This window comes from Micromonospora sp. B006, assembly GCF_003408515.1.
In the GTDB taxonomy this organism is placed as follows: domain Bacteria; phylum Actinomycetota; class Actinomycetes; order Mycobacteriales; family Micromonosporaceae; genus Micromonospora; species Micromonospora echinospora_A.
Genome location: NZ_CP030865.1, coordinates 3,137,056 through 3,153,601 on the forward strand (window position 1 = coordinate 3,137,056; position 16,546 = coordinate 3,153,601).

Sequence of the window (16,546 nt, forward strand, 5' to 3'; positions counted from 1 at the left end):
GAGATCGAGTCGCTACGTTGCGGCGCATGACGGTCGACTATCTGATCATCGGAGCCGGACCGGCCGGGTTGCAGCTCGCTCACCTGCTGGAGCGCGACGGCCGCGACTATCTGGTCCTGGAGGCCGGCCCGGCGCCGGGCACGTTCTTCACCACCTACCCCCGGCACCGGCAACTCATCTCGATCAACAAGGTGTGGACCGGATCCGACGATCCGGAGTTCAACCTGCGCGCGGACTGGAACTCGCTGCTCAGCGACGATCCGGCGCTGCTGTTCAAGAACTACAGCCGGCGGTACTTCCCGGACGCCGCCGATCTGGTGCGCTACCTCGCCGACTTCGCCCAGGGTCTGCGGGTCAGGTACGACACCCGGGTCACACGGGTCGCGCGCGACGGCGACCTGTTCACCGTCCACGTCGGTGACGACACCCTCACCGCCCGCCGGGTGGTGGTCGCCACCGGCGTGTCCCAGCTGTACGTCCCGCCGATCGAGGGCGCCGCGCTCGCCGAGCGGTACGACACGGTCAGCGTCGACCCGGACGACTTCACCGACCAGCGCGTCCTCATCATCGGCAAGGGCAACTCGGCCTTCGAGACCGCTGACGCCCTGGTCGAGACGGCCGCTGTCATCCACGTCGCCGGCCCGCACTCGATCAAGCTGGCGTGGCAGTCGCACTACGTCGGGCATCTGCGCGCGGTGAACAACAACTTCCTCGACACGTACCAGCTCAAGTCGCAGAACGCGGTCCTCGACGGCACCGTCGAGCGGATCGCCCGGCGCGACGACGGCGGCTACCGGATCGACTTCCGGTACGCCCGCACGGTCGAGGCGATCCGGCAGATCGACTACGACCGGGTCATCCTCTGCACCGGATTCCGGTTCGACGCGAGCATCTTCGACCCGTCCGCCCGGCCACGGCTGGTCATCAACGACCGCTTCCCGGAGCAGACTCCGGCGTACGAGTCGGTGAACGTGCCCGGCCTCTACTTCGCCGGCACCCTCACCCAGCAGCGCGACTTCAAGCGCTCGACGAACGGGTTCATCCACGGCTTCCGGTACGGCGTGCGGGCCCTGCACCGGATCCTCGGCGCCCGCCACCACGACACCCCGTGGCCGGCCACGCCGCTGGAGCCCACCCCGGAGGCGATCGCCGACACGGTCATCGCCCGGATCAACCGCACCTCAGCGCTGTGGCAGCAGTTCGCCGTCCTCGGCGACGTCGTCGTCATCGACGGCGACACCGCGCGCTACCACGAGGAGGTGCCCGTCGCGTACGTGCACGACGGCGGCCTGGGCCCGGAGCCATTCGCGTTCGTGGTCACCCTGGAGTACGGGCCGGACCACGACCAGGTCGACCCGTTCGACGTCACGGTGCCCCGGATCGCCGAGAACGACGCCGCGCACGCGCACGACGCCAGCTACCTGCACCCGGTGGTCCGGGTCCACCGCGGCGGCCGGGTCGTCGCGGCGCACCACCTCGCGGAGAACCTGGAGAACCACTGGAATCTGCCGGACGTGCACCACCAGCCGCTCGTGCTCTTCGTCAAGGGCGTGCTCTCCGATGCCGGCTGAGGTCTGGCCGCAGCCCGTGCTGGACCTGCTCGCCACCGGTGACGACCGGCCGGTCTTCGAGGACGGCGACCGGAGGGTCACCACGGCCCAGATGTACCGGCTGGTCCGGCGCATCGCCGCCGGGCTCCGGGCCGCGGGAGTCGGCCCCGGCGTCGGGGTGGCCCTGCGGCTCGGTGTCACGGCGGAGGCGTTCGCGGCGATCATCGCGGCGTTCGCGGTCGGCGCCCGGGTCTCCGGGATCCGCCCCGACCTGACACCGGCCCACCGCGCGTGGCGCCGTGGCGAGAACGAGCTGCTGCTCGACGACGCCCGGGTCGCCGAACTGGCGTACACCCCCGACGACGACAGGCCGCTGATCGCCGCCGGGCGCCCGGACGACGTCGCCCGGATCATCTGGACCAGCGGCAGCACCGGCAGCCCGAAGGGCTGCGCGCAGACGTACGCGGCGATGAGCGCGGCCTGGGGCCCGTACCCGGACCGGTGGCCCCCGGCGATCGCCGACCTCGCCACCCGGCTCCGGCGTTATCTCGTCTTCGGTTCGCTGAGCAGCCAGGTGATGCTGGAGTACGGCATCCTCACCCTGGCGGCGGGGGGCACCCTCGTCGCGGCCCGGCCCCCGGGTTTTCCGGGCATGATCGCCCGGCACCGGGCGACCGCCAGCGTCATCACAGTGGGCAAGCTGTACCAGCTCGTGCACGACCAGCGCGTCGATCCGGCCGACCTGAGCAGTCTTCGGGCCCTGCTGGTGTCCGGGTCTCCGCTCGCGCCGGGCCGGCTCGCCGAGGCGCTCGACGTGCTCGGTCCCGTCGTCTTCCAGGGCTACGGCCAGACCGAGACCGGAATGATCACGATGGTGACGCCGACCGAGATGCTGGCGTCCCCGGCCGCGCTCGCCTCGGTCGGCCGCCCACCGGCGGTGACCGAGCTGTCCATCCGGGACGCCGACGGCCGCCCCGCCACCGAGGGGGAACTGTTCGTCCGCACACCGGCGCAGGCCGCCGCGTACTGGAACGATCCGGCCGAGACCGCCGACGTCTTCGTCGACGGCTGGGTCCGCACCCGCGACCTGGCCCGGCTCGACAACGACGGCTACCTGCACCTGCTCGGCCGGATCCGGGACGTCGTCATCGTGCACGCCAACCTGGTGTACGCCGGCCCGATCGAGCGGGTCCTCGCCGCGGACCCCACAGTCGCCGAGGCGTACGTCGTCGGCCGTCCCGACGACGTCACCGGGGAGGCGGTACACGCGTACGTGGTGCCGGCCGCCGGTCACACACCGGATGCCGGACGGCTGCGCGCGCTGGTGGTCCGGGCGCTGGGCGAAGCGTCGGCGCCGCAGACGATCCGGTGGATCGACCGGGTGCCGGTGGGGCCGAGCGGCAAGCCGGACAAGCGCGCCCTGGCGTACCTGACGACCACATGATCTTCACCGGTCGGCTACTGGTGGCCTACCATCCGTGCATGACAGTCCTCGACGCCGCCGCGCTGCGTACCCGCTCCAGCCTGCGGAGAACCGCCGTCGGATTCGCCGCCCTGTGGTCCGTCGCCCTCGCCGCGTTCGCGGGCGTCAACATCCTGTTCGGGGCGCGGAACAGGGATTACCTGCTGCAGTACGGCAGCGACGCGGGTGACCGGTTCGCGACCAACATCGTCATGCTGATGTCGTGGCTCGGCCTCGTCGCCGCTGTCGGCCTCGCCACGTGGATCACCACGCTGATCGTGCTCGCGCACACCCCCGAGATGCACAAGGTGCTGCGTATCCGCGTCCGCGTCGCGTCGGCGCTGGTGCTCGTCGCCACGCCGGTCGTCACAGTCGGCGCGCTCCTCCTCGGGTACGCGCTGATCGTGCCGTGGATCTACGCGGGAGTGCAGGCCTGAGGCCCGGAGCGCGAACACCTACGTGACGCGGTAGGCGGTGTAGCGCACCCGGTCGGCCTCGCGGATCGCCGACGCCACGAAGACGGACTGCTCCAGCACGGCGAGCGCGGGCACCGACGTCTCCAGTCGTACGCCCAGCCGGAAGTAGTACTCGGCGGGGTCGACCGCGTCGCCGCGCAGCAACGCCGCGAGGATCTCCGGGCGGCCGCTGCGGACGCCGAACGTGCGGAGGTAGACGTGGCCACCGTCGGCCGTGCGTGCCGAATAGCGCGTGTCGATCTCGATCGCGCCGTCGGGGCGGACCAGCTGCCAGTCGGCGCCGCCGGGCAGGATGTCGGCCTCGAACAGGCCGGTGACCCGGCCGCCGACGACAGGCACCACGCGACGGTGGCCCGCGCGGGTCACCCCGTGGTCCTCCAGCGCGCCGAGCCGCACCTCCACCTCGAACGCGGCCTCCAGGCCGGGAACCGCCGGGGCGCGCACCGCCCCGTGACCGGCGGGTCGGCGCGTACTCATGGGGTGTCCTTGGTGTCCGCGAGCGCGTCGCGCAGGCGTTCCAGCGCGGGCACCGCGGCGGCGAGGGCCGCGCGGTCCGCCGCCGACAGGGTGGCCGCGGCGCGGGCGACCAGCTCTCCGCTCGCGAGGTCGAAGCGGTCGAACAGGTCGAGGGCCTTCGGGGTGGCCAGGACCTCGACGTGGCGGTGGTTGCCGGGACGGGGACGGCGCTCGACGAGACCGTTGCCCTCCATCGTGGTGAGCAGGTTGCTGACCGTCGAGCGGCTCAGGCGGAGTCGTTCGGCCAGCTCACCGGGGCCGGACACGGTGCCCCGGGGCAGCGCCCGCACGATCTCGATCTGCGCGTCCGGGACCTCCGGCAAGTGCTCGGCGGCGCGGGCGGCGGCGAGCAGCGTGCGGCGCAGCGGTGAGATCACCGACGCCAGGCGTGCCGCGTCCAGCTCGGTCGTCTCCGGGCCGGTCACGGCAGGACGCCCGAGAAGACCGTCGGCGTCAGGGAGGCCCGTTCGTTGAGGTCGGCGGGCAGGAAGCCGGCCGCCTTCTTGTAGCCGGTGGCGATCTCGGTCAGCTCGTCCGGCGGGATGACGTCGTGGATGTGCGCGAACCCGTCCGGCGCGCGCTCGCGGGCGAGCACCATCACCTGCTCGGGCCCCTGCCGCCGGTTGCTCAGCACGAGCGCGGTGGTCGCCGGCCGCCGGTCCGCCTCGTAGGCCTCCAGCGCCGCCGGGACCGTCGGCGCGGTGGCGAGGTGAAAGGCGAGGGTACGCGCGTCCAGGATCGCCTGCGATGCCCCGTTGGAGCCGTTCGGGTACATCGGGTGTGCCGCGTCCCCGAGCAGCGTCGTGTTCCCGTGGGTCCAGGTGTCGATCGGGTCGCGGTCCACCATGGGGTATTCGAGGATCTCGTCGGCGGCGGCCAGCAGTGCCGGCACGTCGAGCCACGGGAAGCGCCAGTCCGCGAAGAGCGCGACGACCGGCGCGGGGTCGACCGTCCGGTTCCAGTCCGCGTTCGGCCCGGCGAAACCGGGGCCGCGCCGCTCGGCCACCACGTTGATCACGCCGGGACCGATCGGGTACGCGACGAACTTCTGTTCCGCGTCCCCCGCCATGATCATGGTTCGCCCGTCCAGGAATCCGGGCGCCCGGGCCGTCCCCCGCCACAGCGTCAGCCCGTTCCAGATCGGCTCGCCCTCGTCGGGCTGATGTTGCCGACGCAGCGCGGAGTGGATGCCGTCCGCGCCGACGATCAGGTCGGCCGCGACGCTCACCTCCCCCGCCGCCGTCGCGAAGCGCGCGACGCCGTCGTGGACGCCGACCAGCCGGTGCCCGGTGCGCACCACGTCGGCGCCCAGCCGTTCCCGTACCACGGCAAGCAGTTCCATCTGGAACCGGCCGCGGTGCACGGAAAGCTGCGGCCAGCGATATCCGGCGTCCAGCCCGCGCGGCTCGCTCCAGATCTGCTGACCGTAGCGGTTGTAGTAAGCGAGCGTGCCGGGCGCGGCGCCCAGCCTTTCCACTCGTTCCCCGAGGCCCAATTCGGTCAGCTCTCGGACGGCGTGCGGGAGCAGATTGATCCCGACGCCGAGTGGGCGCAGCGCGTCGGCGCGCTCGTAGACGGCGATGTCACGGAAGCCGGCCCGGTGCAGGCTGAGCGCGGTGGTGAGGCCACCGATACCAGCGCCCACGATCACGATCGCCAAGTCGCCGCTCCCTTCGCCACCGTGCCACCAACCGCACAGTTTGGTCACAAAATCGTGGTGCGTCAAGACGCATTCTCATCGCGGTCGGACCACTCCGATCGCAATGCGAGCCGCCTTATCAGAATTCTTGACAATCAATCACCTCTGCATGACGCTGATCGACGCGGTCGGATGGTTCACCTCTCCTCGCCGGCCCCCACTCCTCCGGATGCACCAGCGCTTCGCACGGAAGGGCTCGTCCATGAAGAAGGTCACCGCCCTCGCTGTTCTGGCCGGCGTCGCGATCGCCCTCACCGGCTGCACGGACTCCGACGCCACCGATCCGTCCCCCGGGGCAAGCGGCGAACTGCGCAAGGTTCGCGTGGCGGCGCTGCCCATCAGCGAGACCGCCGCGCTGTGGGGCGGCATCAAGGCGGGCATCTTCCGGGAGCAGGGGCTCGACGTGGAGGTGGTGCCCGCACAGGGCGGCGCCCAGGCCATCCCGGCCCTGATCAACGGCGACATCGACTTCGCCATCGGCCAGCCGTTCGGCCCGTTCCGCGCCGACCTGCAGAACCTCGGCGTGGTGATCATCGGGAACTACGCCTCGTCCTATGCCGACGGTGACGACATCAACGCCGTGGTGGCGTCGGCGAAGTCCGGCATCACCCGGCCGTCCCAGCTCGCGGGGCGCAAGGTGTCGGTGAACAGCCTGGGCGCCGCCGGCGACGTCACGATCATGGCGGCGGTCGAGAAGGACGGCGGGGATCCCGCCAAGGTCAAGTTTGTCGAGGTGGCCTTCCCGGACGCGCCCGCCCAGCTCGCCGCCGGCAACATCGACGCCGCCTGGGTGACCGAGCCGTTCATCACCCAGCTGCGCAAGCGCGGCGACGTTCTCGTGGTCGCCCCGTACCAGGCCACGGTTCCCGGGCTCGCCACCCTGACGACGATCACGTCGAGCAAGCTGAAGGACTCCGACTCCGCCCTGGTCGCGGACTTCTCGGCGGCGATGAAGAAGACGCTCACCTGGGCCAAGGACCCGGCCAACGAGAAGGACCTCCGTCAGGCCATCAAGGACAACCTCGAGCTACCGGAAGCGGTGGCGGACTCCGTACGGCTCCCGGCGTTCGGGTGGGAGCTCGACCGGGCCGGCCTGGAGCAACTGGCGACGCTCGCCCAGAAGTACCGCGTCCTCGACCGGCGACCCGACTTCGACCGACTCATCCAGCAGCAGTAGCCGGCCGATGCGCAAGATCCTGCTGGGCGCCGTCGGCCTGCTGGGGTTCCTCGTCGTCTGGCAACTGATCCCGACACTGGGACTGGTCGACCCGCACTACCTGCCGTACGCCACCGACGTGTTCGGACGGCTGGCCGAAGAGGTCCGCGACCTGGCGTTCTGGCGGCGGATCCGGCTCACCATGACGTCGTGGGCGATCGGCCTGACGGTGGCGACGCTCGCGGCCGTCGCGCTGGGCACTGTGGTCGGGCTGGTGCCGTTCCTGCGTCGCGCGACGCACACGACAGTCGAGTTCCTGCGACCGGTGCCGTCGGTCGCGCTGATCCCGCTCGCCGTGCTGATGTTCGGCCTGCAGATGCGCGCCGCGCTCGTCATCATCGTCTACGCGGCGTTCTGGCAGGTGTTCGTGCAGGTGATCTACGGCGTCGCCGACGTCGACACCGTCGCCCGGGACACCGCGCGGAGTTTCGGCCTCACCCGCGCCGAGCGGCTGCGCTACCTCGTCCTGCCGACCGCTCTGCCGTACCTGATGACCGGCCTGCGCCTCGGCGCGGCGGTCGCGCTCATCCTGGCCGTCACCGCCGAGATGGTGATCGGCAACCCCGGCCTCGGGCGCATGATCGAGCTGTCCCGCTCCGCCGGGGACGCCGTCGGCCTGTACGGCCTCGTCGTGGTCACCGGGGTCCTCGGCCTGCTGGTGAACCTCGTGTTCCGCTTCGTCGAACGCCGCTCGCTGGCCTGGCACCAGTCGGTCCTCGCGGACGAGGCAGCCCGGTGACCGCCCTCGGCGCGGGCCGGGCCCGCCCGCGCGGCCCGGGCGCACGGGCCGCCGAGAACGTCCTGTTCGCGGTCGGGCTACCCGTCCTGGCCGTGGGGCTGTGGGCGGTCTGGTCCACGCGGTCGACGAGCCGGTTCCTCGTCGGCCCCCGGGCGCTGCTCGACGCGTTCCGGCAGACCTGGATCGGCCCGGCGTTCGTCGACGACGTCCTGCCGAGCGTGTACCGCCTCCTGGCCGGCCTGTTCGCGTCGGTCCTGCTCGGCGTCGCCGCCGGCGTCGTCATCGGCCGGATCCGCCCGCTACGCGAGATCCTCGAACCACTGCTGGAGTTCTTCCGCGCGATTCCGCCACCGGTGCTGATTCCGGTCGCGATGCTCCTGCTCGGCATCACCGACACCATGAAGGTCGTCGTCATCGTGTCCGGCGCGATCTGGCCGATCCTGCTGAACACGATCGAGGGCGTCCGGGCGACCGACAGCGTGATGCTGGAGACCGCACGCTCCTTCCGGATCTCCCGGTGGGACCGGCTGTGGCTGCTGATCCTCCCGGCGGCGAGTCCGCGCATCATGACCGGCGTCCGGCAGGCGCTCTCGGTGGCCCTGATCCTCATGGTCATCTCGGAGATGTTCGCGTCGTCGGCCGGCCTCGGCTACCGGATCGCCTACTTCCAACGGAACTACCTCATCGCCGAGATGTGGAGCGGCATCCTCCTGCTCGGCCTCATCGGCGTCTTCCTCGCCGTGGCCTTCGGTGTCGTCGAACGCCGCGTCCTGCGCTGGTACCACGGAATGAAGGAGATCACCCGTGCCTGACGGGAGCCCGCTGCTGCGGGTCGAGCACCTGCGGAAGGTCTACGCCTCCGGCCGGGGCGAGGTCGAGGCGATCGGGGACCTCAGCTTCACCATGGATCCGGGCGAACTGCTGTGCATCGTCGGTCCCTCGGGCTGCGGGAAGACCACGCTCCTGAAATGCCTCGCCGGACTGCTCCGGCCCACCAGCGGCCTCGTCGAGATGGAGGGCTCACCGGTGACCGGGCCGAGCCCGGCGATGGCAGTGGTCTTCCAGGAGTACGGCCGCAGCCTCTACCCGTGGCTGACCGTCCGCGGCAACGTGGAGCTTCCGCTTCGCCACAAGAAGCTCTCCCGCGCCGAACGCGCCCGGCTGGTCACCGACGCCCTCGATGCGGTCGGGCTGCCGCAGTCGGCGCGCAGCCACCCGTGGCAGCTCTCCGGCGGGATGCAGCAACGGGTGGCCATCGCCCGCGCCATCGCGTACCAGCCGGACGTGCTGATCATGGACGAGCCGTTCGCCGCTGTGGACGCGCAGACCCGCGCGGACCTGGAGGACCTCGTCCGCGAACTGCACCTGACCCGCGGGATCTCCACTGTCTTCGTGACGCACGACATCGACGAGTCCGTCTACCTGGGCCAGCGTGTGCTCGTCCTGTCGAACTCACCGACCCGGGTCCAGGAGGACCTGGTGATCGACCTCCCGGGGGAACGCGATCAGCTCACCACCCGGGCGCTGCCCCGGTTCACCGAACTGCGGACCCACGTCTACGAGCAGATCCAGCGGGCCAAGCGCGGGCCGGCCGCCGCGCCCCCGCCGACGTCCTGACGGTGCCCCGCCCGGTCCCCCGCCCCGGCGTCCGGGCGCGGGCCGGTGGTCCCGCCGGCACGGGTCCACCGGCCGTGCCGGCATCGATCATCGCGGATCTACGGTCGAGGTGACGGACCGATGGAGGGCGGAAGCATGATCGGAACCCTGGTGGAGAACGGTCTCACGGCGTTGGCCGCCTACGACTCCTACGGCCAGGAACAGATCGACGGGATCGTGAAGAAGGCGTCGGTCGCCGCGCTCGGCCGGCACGCCGAACTCGCAACGCTGGCGGTCGAGGAGACCGGCCGCGGCGTGTTCGAGGACAAGGCGGTGAAGAACATCTTCGCCTGCGAACACGTCACCAACCACATGGCCGACGTCCGCACGGTCGGGGTGATCGCTCAGGACGACATCACGGGCATCACCCAGATCGCCGAGCCGGTGGGGGTGGTGGCCGCGGTGACGCCCGTGACGAACCCGACCTCGACCACCATCTTCAAGGCGCTGCTGGCCCTCAAGACCCGCAACCCGGTCATCTTCGCCTTCCACCCGGCCGCTCAACGGTGCAGCCAGGAGGCGGCCCGCACGGTCCGCGACGCCGCCGTCGCCGCCGGCGCGCCGGAGCACTGCATCCAGTGGATCGACGAACCGTCGGTGGCGGCGACGAACGAGCTGATGCGGCATCCCGACGTCTCGGTGGTCCTGGCGACCGGCGGCAACGCCATGGTCCGGGCCGCCTACTCCACCGGCAAACCGGCGCTCGGCGTCGGCGCCGGCAACGTCCCCGCGTACATCGAGGCGTCGGCCGACGTGGCCCGCGCGGTCCACGACGTGGTGCTGTCGAAGGCGTTCGACAACGGCATGATCTGCGCCTCCGAGCAGGCCGTCATCATCGACGACGCGATCCGGCCGGCCGCCCTCGCCGAGTTCCGGCGACTGCACGCCCACATCGCGACGACGGAGGAGAAGTCGCTGCTGGAGAAGCTGCTCTTCGGCTCCGGGAAGCTCAACCCGGACGTGGTCGGGCAGTCGGTGACCTGGATCGCCGAACACGCCGGTTTCCCGGTCGACCCGGACACCTCGATCATCCTGGTCCCGGTCGACCGGGTCGGCCCGGCCGAGCCGCTGACCCGGGAGAAGCTCTGCCCGGTGCTCGCCCTGCTGCCCGCCACCGGCCACGACCAGGGCTTCGAGTACGCCGAGCAGATGGTCGAGTTCGACGGTCTGGGGCACAGCGCCGTCATCCACACACGGGACGCCGATCTGGCCGAGGCGTACGGCCGCCGGGTCAAGGCCGTCCGGATCATCTGGAACGCACCGGCCTCGCAGGGTGGCATCGGCGACATGTACAACGCCTTCCTGCCGTCGCTGACGCTGGGCTGCGGAAGCTACGGCCACAACTCGGTGTCGCACAACGTCACAGCGGTCGACCTCATCAACATCAAGCGCGTGGCCCGGCGGACCAACAACCTCCAGTGGTTCAAGGTCCCGCCGAAGATCTACTTCGAGCCGAACGCGATCCGCTACCTCGCCGACATGCCCGACGTCCGCCGGGTCACCGTGGTGACCGACCACACCATGACCAGACTGGGCTACGTGGACCGCGTGCTGTCCGTGCTGCACCGCCGCCGCGAGCAGGTCGCCCTGCAGATCATCGACGACGTCGAGCCGGAACCCAGCGTACGCACCGTCGATCGCGGCGCCGAGCTGATGCGCTCGTTCCGCCCGGACACCATCGTCGCGCTCGGCGGCGGTTCGGCGATGGACGCCGCCAAGGTGATGTGGCTGCGCTACGAGCACCCCGAGGTGGTCTTCGCCGACCTGCGGGAGAAGTTCTTCGACATTCGCAAACGGGCCTTCAAGTTCCCCACCCTCGGCGCGCTGGCCCAGCTCGTCTGCATCCCGACCACCTCGGGCACCGGAGCCGAGGTCACCCCGTTCGCGGTCATCACCGACACCGCCTCCGGCAAGAAGTACCCGCTCGCCGACTACGCGCTCACGCCGAGCGTGGCGATCGTCGACCCGGTCCTGGCCGCCGACCTGCCGGCGGTGGTCACCGCCGACAGCGGCTTCGACGCGCTCACCCACGCGATCGAGTCGTACGTGTCCGTCTACGCCAACGACTTCACCGACGGCCTGGCCCTGCACGCCGTCCGGCTCATCTTCGGCAACCTCACCCGGGCCGTGCGCCAGGGTGCCGCGGACCCGGTGGCCCGCGAGAAGATGCACAACGCCGGTACGATCGCCGGCATGGCGTTCGGCAGCGCCTTCCTCGGCATCGTGCACGCCATGTCGCACACCCTGGGCGCCACCTTCCACGTCGCACACGGGCGCACCAACGCGATCCTGCTCCCGCACGTCATCCGGTACAACGGCACCGTGCCGGGCAAGCTCACCGGCTGGCCCAGGTACGAGACGTACCGGGCGCCGCAACGCTTCGCCGACATCGCCCGTACCCTCGGGCTCCCCGCGGCGACCGACGCCGAAGCGGTCGAAGCGCTGGCCACGGCGATCGAGCACCTGCGCGACGAGGTCGGCATCGAGCCGTCGTTCGCGGCCGTCGGGGTGGACGAGCGGGCCTTCCTCGCGGCGCTGCCGCAACAGGCGCTGAACGCGTACGAGGACCAGTGCGCGCCGGCCAATCCGCGGATGCCGATGCTCGGCGACATGCAGGAACTGATGCGCGCCGCCTACTACGGACCGGCGGCCGCCGCCTGCGGTGGCGGTGCCGCCGCTTCGCCATCGAGGGCCGAAGGTCCCGCGTCTTGCGGCCTGCGGCCCCCGGTGGACGAGCTCGGCTGGGCCTAACCTGGGTCCAGACAAGACGAGATCAGTGAAAGGAAGCACGGTGACCGCGGTCGAATCCGAACTCCGTACGCTCGCCGAACTCGACGACACCGAACTCGCCGGTCTGGACGCGTGGTGGCGGGCGAACAACTACCTGACCATCGGGCAGATCTACCTGAAGGGCAACCCGCTGCTGCGCGAGCCCCTGTCGGCTGAGCACATCAAGCCGCGCCTGCTCGGCCACTGGGGAACGAGTCCCGGCCTGTCGCTGATCTACGCGCACGTCTCCCGGCTGATCCGGCGCACCGGCCAGCAGGCGATCTACCTGGCCGGCCCGGGTCACGGCGGGCCGGCGCTGGTTGCCGCCGGCTATCTGGAGGGCGCCTACAGCGAGATCTACCCGGACGTCAGCCAGGACGAGGCCGGGATGCTGCGCCTGTTCCGGCAGTTCTCCAGCCCGGGCGGCATCCCGTCGCACGTGTCCGTCACCACCCCCGGCTCCATCCACGAGGGCGGTGAGCTGGGCTACGTCCTGGTCCATGCGTTCGGCGCGGTGATGGACAACCCGGACCTGCTGGCCATCGCGGTGGTGGGCGACGGTGAGGCCGAGACCGGGCCCCTCGAAGGCTCCTGGAAGGGCGTGTCCTTCCTCAACCCCGAACGCGACGGCGCGGTCCTGCCGATCCTGCACCTCAACGACGCCAAGATCTCCGGGCCAACCGTGCTGGGGCGCAAGGACCCCGAGGAGGTACGCCACCTGCTGCGTGGCCACGGCTACGACGTCATCGAGGTCGAGGGCTCCGACCTGCCCGGCATGCACCACCGCTTCGCCGCCGCCCTCGCCACGGCCTGGACGAGGATCCGCGACATCCAGACCGCCGCTCGTGACGGCTCCTGGGACGGCGCCCGCCCCACCTGGCCGCTGATCATCCTGCGGTCGCCGAAGGGCTGGACCGGTCCGGACTCCGTCGACGGGGTCACCGTCACCGGGACGTGGCGGTCGCATCAGGTGCCGCTGTCCGGCGTCAAGGACAACCCGGAGCATCTCGCGCTGCTCGAGCGCTGGCTCAAGTCGTACCGTCCGGAGGAGCTGTTCGATTCCACCGGCGCGCCGGTGGCGCTGATCCGGGACCAGGCCCCCGACGGTGACCTGCGGATGAGCGCCAGCCCGCACGCCAACGGCGGGCTGCTGACCCGGGACCTGGACCTGCCGGACTTCCGCTCCTACGCGATCGAGGTGCCCCGGCCGGCGCAGCAGCGGGCCGAGTCGACGCGCAAGCTGGGCGAGATGATCCGCGACATCTACACCCGCAACGCCGACCGGTTCCGGTTGTTCTGTCCGGACGAGACAAACAGCAACCGCCTCGGCAGCGTCTTCGACGTCTCCGACCGCGCCTTCATGGAGCGGGTGACACCGGAGGACGTGGCGATCAGCCGCGACGGCCGGGTCATGGAGGTGCTCAGCGAGCACAACTGCCACGGCTGGCTGGAGGGCTACAACCTCACCGGCCGGCACGGCATGTTCGCCACCTACGAGGCGTTCGCCATGGTCAGCGCCTCCCAGACCGTGCAGCACGGCAAGTGGTTGCAGGAGGCGAAGCACCTGCCCTGGCGCGCGAAGGTGCCGAGCCTCAACGTGCTGCTCACCTCGACGGCGTGGCGCAACGACCACAACGGCTTCTCCCATCAGGGGCCGGGCCTGATCCAGGTGGTGCTCACCCAGCGCGGCGACGTCGCCCGGGTCTACCTGCCGCCGGACGCCAACACCCTGCTGTCGGTGGCCGACCACTGCTTCCGGTCGCGGTCGTACATCAACCTGATCGTCATCGACAAGCAGCCGCAGCTGCAGTACCTCTCCATGGACGAGGCGATCGAACACTGCGCCCGCGGCGCGGGAATCTGGGAGTGGGCCGGCACCGACGACGGCACCAGCGACCCCGACATCGTCCTCGCGTGCGCCGGCGACGTCGTCACCATGGAGACGGTCGCGGCGGCACAGATCCTGCGCGAGCGGCTGCCCGGTCTCAAGGTCCGTGTGGTCAACGTGGTCAACCTGATGACGCTGGTCCGGCCCAAGGACCACCCGCACGGCATGAGCGAGACCTTGTTCACCGAGCTGTTCACCGACGACGTCGACGTGGTCTTCTCCTTCCACGGCTACCCCGGCGCGATCCACCAGCTCGTGCACGGCCGTCCGGACGCGGACCGGTTCCGCGTGCGCGGCTTCATCGAGCAGGGCACGACCACCACCCCGTTCGACATGACGGTGCGCAACAAGGCGTCGCGGTACCACCTCGTGATGGACGCCATCAACAACGCCAAGCGCCTCCCGCGCGGCGCGGCGGATCTCAAGGCGTGGTGCCGCAGTCAGCTCGACCGCCACGAGACGTACGTCGTGGAGCACCTGGAGGACATGCCCGAGGTTCGCGACTGGGCCCTCGGCGACTGGGCCGCACGCGGCTGAGGTCGGCGGAGACGGTGGCGCCGGCCGGCGTCACCGTCTCCATCCGCGTACGTGGGTCCGCCGTCAGAAGACGCGCGTGCGGCGCGCCCCGGACGCGAGGCCCGCGATCGGGCCGACGGCGCCGCCCCGTCCAGATTGCCGGGGTTCCCCCACCAGGTCCACGTCCATGACGGCCGGGGTGCCGTCCGGCTCCTCGAACTCCGCGTCGGCGCACCGGACCCGTTCCAGGTCCCGGCCGGAGACCACGCCGACGCGAGCCTCGTCGAACGCCTCGGGCAGATCGGTGACGAGCCAGACCGCGTCACCCTCGGCGACGACTGCCGCCGACGCGGCGCCCAGCACCCATGGCTCACGCTCACCCGCGAACGGCCGGGCGCCCGCGGCGTAGGCGTTCGACCGGGCGTACACCGGTTGTTTCACGTCGAGGTACTTCTGCTGGTCGCTGGGCGGCTGTTCGTCGAGGCGGGTCAGGTACTCCGCGAACGACGCGGGATGGCCGTCGTATCCGGCGGTGCCGCCCAGCGGTGACCCCTGGCCCTCCGCGCCTGTCCCGTAGGCCGCGCCCGGGTCGCCGCCGAGGAAGAGGTTGCCCACGTACCTGTCGTCGCCACCGTAGATCACCGCGTACCCGGCGACCTGGGTGCTGTGCGGCAGGTGGTACGGCGTGGCGCGGTCCAGCACCTGCTCCAGCCGCATCGTGCCGCAGATCAGGTTGTTGACGAAGGCGCCGCCCTGGCTGAACAGCTCCAGCGCGGCGGGTGAGCCGAAGATGTTGTGCTCGACCAGGTAGGGGCCGTGGCTGACCTCGACGAAGAGGTCCCGGCAGTTGTCGTGGTAGACGTTGCGGGAGAGCCGGGTGCCCTGCGCCTGCCAGTCCAGCCAGGTGCCGAGCGAGCAGCCGTGGATCCGGTTGTGCCGGATCACCACGTCGATGGCGGCGTGCAGCTTGATGCCGGCGATCTCGTACCCGTAGAACTCGCGCTTCACGCCGATGCCGTGGATGTGGTTGTCCTCGATCGTGGAGAACGCACACCCGAGGTGACCCACTATCGCGTTCTGCCCGCAGTCGTAGATCGTGTTGCGGCGGATCACGTGCGAGCCGATGTGCTCGCGGTCCCACCCGATCTGGCGGGCCGCGAAGACCGACTCCAACTGGTACTGGTAGCCCGGCTTGTCGCCGCGCAGCGCCGAGAAGTTCTGCCCGGTGGAGCCCTCCTTCCCGATCGAGATCGCCGAGCACTTGGCGTCATGGATCACGTTGTCCTCGATGACCCACCCCTTCGCCCAGCCGGGCCCGATCAGGCCCGGCTGGTCGGCGGTCGGCGGCGCCCACGGGCTGGCCGCGTGCGCCAGCTCGAAGCCCCGGACGGTGATGTAGTCCAGATGCGGCTGCTCCGGGTGGAAGACGCTGCGGCGTACGTTGATCTCCACCAGCTCCGTGTTCGGGTCGGCGCCCTGGAAGTTGGCCCAGATCGTCGTCTGCTCACCGACCTCGGCGTACCAGACGAGCCGGGTCTGGTCGGGATTGCCGATCGGATGGGTCAGTCCGGTCCAGTCGTCGACGACCTCGGTGCGCCGGGGCGGATCGTCGACCTCCGCCCGGGTCGCCACCTCGAAGAAGCTCAGGCCGTTGAGGTAGACGTCGCCGAGGTGCCGGCGTGGCGCGCCCCGGGGGTAGACGATCCAGTCACCGGCCACCTCCTGAGCGAACGGGTTGAACGAGCCGAACAGCGAGTTGTCGACGGTTGCCCGCCACACCGTCCCGCCGAGCGGCTCCCAGCCCGTGACGCGCTCCGATCCCTTGATCACCACGTGCTCGCCGGGAGCCGCCTCGTAGGTGATGCGGCGGGAGTCGCTGAGACCGCCGTGGCGTGGCTTCACCCACTCGCGGTACTCCCCCGCGTGCACCACCACCGTGTCACCGGGCTGGGCGACGCCGGCCGCCCGGTTGATCGTCCGGAACGGCCGCTCGGCGCAGCCGTCGGCGTGATCGGAACCGCTTGTCGCCACGTGGAACACGGATGTCATCCGGGAAGCC

General features: G+C 70.8%; 13 protein-coding genes. 9 read left to right on the forward strand and 4 right to left on the reverse strand.

Annotated elements, in window-relative coordinates; translation table 11 throughout:
* Positions 1–26: 26 nt before the first annotated feature.
* Genes MicB006_RS14770 through MicB006_RS14780 form a run of 3 tightly spaced genes read left to right on the forward strand, consistent with a single transcriptional unit; the run spans position 27 to position 3,449 of the window.
* On the forward strand, positions 27–1,571 hold the full coding sequence (locus tag MicB006_RS14770; protein WP_116506806.1) for an NAD(P)-binding domain-containing protein: 1,545 nt from the start codon (positions 27–29) through the stop codon (positions 1,569–1,571).
* Positions 1,561–2,994: a class I adenylate-forming enzyme family protein gene (locus tag MicB006_RS14775; protein WP_116506808.1), complete on the forward strand. Its 1,434-nt coding sequence runs from the start codon at positions 1,561–1,563 to the stop codon at positions 2,992–2,994. Before MicB006_RS14770 ends, MicB006_RS14775 begins: the two co-directional genes overlap by 11 nt.
* A 38-nt stretch (positions 2,995–3,032) precedes the next feature.
* Positions 3,033–3,449 carry a hypothetical protein gene (locus MicB006_RS14780; RefSeq protein WP_152037839.1) on the forward strand — a complete coding sequence of 139 codons (417 nt, stop codon included), beginning with the start codon at positions 3,033–3,035 and terminating at the stop codon, positions 3,447–3,449.
* 18 nt (positions 3,450–3,467) lie between these two features.
* On the opposite strand, the gene MicB006_RS14785 is transcribed toward MicB006_RS14780, so the two are convergent.
* Genes MicB006_RS14785 through MicB006_RS14795 form a run of 3 tightly spaced genes read right to left on the reverse strand, consistent with a single transcriptional unit; the run spans position 3,468 to position 5,655 of the window.
* Positions 3,468–3,965 (reverse strand): DUF3237 domain-containing protein, encoded by a 498-nt coding sequence (locus MicB006_RS14785; RefSeq protein ID WP_116506812.1) that lies wholly within the window; start codon positions 3,963–3,965, stop codon positions 3,468–3,470.
* A complete protein-coding gene (locus MicB006_RS14790; RefSeq protein ID WP_225980758.1) occupies positions 3,962–4,429 on the reverse strand; it encodes a MarR family winged helix-turn-helix transcriptional regulator in 468 nt (155 codons plus the stop codon). The genes MicB006_RS14785 and MicB006_RS14790 overlap by 4 nt, the downstream gene beginning before the upstream one ends.
* Entirely contained in the window at positions 4,426–5,655 is a 1,230-nt protein-coding gene (locus MicB006_RS14795) for a flavin-dependent oxidoreductase (protein ID WP_225980807.1), read from the reverse strand. Before MicB006_RS14795 ends, MicB006_RS14790 begins: the two co-directional genes overlap by 4 nt.
* Positions 5,656–5,905: 250 nt before the next feature.
* Between MicB006_RS14795 and MicB006_RS14800 the strand changes: the two genes are divergently transcribed.
* From MicB006_RS14800 to MicB006_RS14825, 6 genes are all read left to right on the forward strand, one after another.
* Positions 5,906–6,880 (forward strand): ABC transporter substrate-binding protein, encoded by a 975-nt coding sequence (locus MicB006_RS14800; protein WP_116511446.1) that lies wholly within the window; start codon positions 5,906–5,908, stop codon positions 6,878–6,880.
* Positions 6,881–6,887: 7 nt separating this feature from the next.
* Positions 6,888–7,658, forward strand: a complete 771-nt coding sequence (locus tag MicB006_RS14805) for an ABC transporter permease (protein WP_116506815.1) — start codon at positions 6,888–6,890, stop codon at positions 7,656–7,658.
* A complete protein-coding gene (locus MicB006_RS14810; RefSeq protein WP_116506817.1) occupies positions 7,655–8,470 on the forward strand; it encodes an ABC transporter permease in 816 nt (271 codons plus the stop codon). Before MicB006_RS14805 ends, MicB006_RS14810 begins: the two co-directional genes overlap by 4 nt.
* A complete protein-coding gene (locus tag MicB006_RS14815; RefSeq protein WP_116506818.1) occupies positions 8,463–9,275 on the forward strand; it encodes an ABC transporter ATP-binding protein in 813 nt (270 codons plus the stop codon). The genes MicB006_RS14810 and MicB006_RS14815 overlap by 8 nt, the downstream gene beginning before the upstream one ends.
* A 135-nt stretch (positions 9,276–9,410) precedes the next feature.
* Positions 9,411–12,065: a bifunctional acetaldehyde-CoA/alcohol dehydrogenase gene (adhE, locus tag MicB006_RS14820; protein WP_225980759.1), complete on the forward strand. Its 2,655-nt coding sequence runs from the start codon at positions 9,411–9,413 to the stop codon at positions 12,063–12,065.
* A 40-nt stretch (positions 12,066–12,105) separates the two neighbouring features.
* A complete protein-coding gene (locus tag MicB006_RS14825; protein WP_116506822.1) occupies positions 12,106–14,508 on the forward strand; it encodes a phosphoketolase in 2,403 nt (800 codons plus the stop codon).
* A 63-nt stretch (positions 14,509–14,571) separates the two neighbouring features.
* Here MicB006_RS14825 and MicB006_RS14830 read toward each other — a convergent pair whose 3' ends face one another.
* Positions 14,572–16,536: a right-handed parallel beta-helix repeat-containing protein gene (locus MicB006_RS14830; protein WP_116506824.1), complete on the reverse strand. Its 1,965-nt coding sequence runs from the start codon at positions 16,534–16,536 to the stop codon at positions 14,572–14,574.
* Positions 16,537–16,546: the final 10 nt, after the last annotated feature.

Coding starts and splice junctions, on each gene's coding strand:
- MicB006_RS14770 (WP_116506806.1), top strand. CDS start 27: ATGACGGTCGACTATCTGATCATCGGAGCCGGACCGGCCGGGTTGCAG.
- MicB006_RS14780 (WP_152037839.1), top strand. CDS start 3,033: ATGACAGTCCTCGACGCCGCCGCGCTGCGTACCCGCTCCAGCCTGCGG.
- MicB006_RS14830 (WP_116506824.1), bottom strand. CDS start 16,536: ATGACATCCGTGTTCCACGTGGCGACAAGCGGTTCCGATCACGCCGAC.
- MicB006_RS14785 (WP_116506812.1), bottom strand. CDS start 3,965: ATGAGTACGCGCCGACCCGCCGGTCACGGGGCGGTGCGCGCCCCGGCG.
- adhE (WP_225980759.1), top strand. CDS start 9,411: ATGATCGGAACCCTGGTGGAGAACGGTCTCACGGCGTTGGCCGCCTAC.
- MicB006_RS14800 (WP_116511446.1), top strand. CDS start 5,906: ATGAAGAAGGTCACCGCCCTCGCTGTTCTGGCCGGCGTCGCGATCGCC.
- MicB006_RS14775 (WP_116506808.1), top strand. CDS start 1,561: ATGCCGGCTGAGGTCTGGCCGCAGCCCGTGCTGGACCTGCTCGCCACC.
- MicB006_RS14805 (WP_116506815.1), top strand. CDS start 6,888: ATGCGCAAGATCCTGCTGGGCGCCGTCGGCCTGCTGGGGTTCCTCGTC.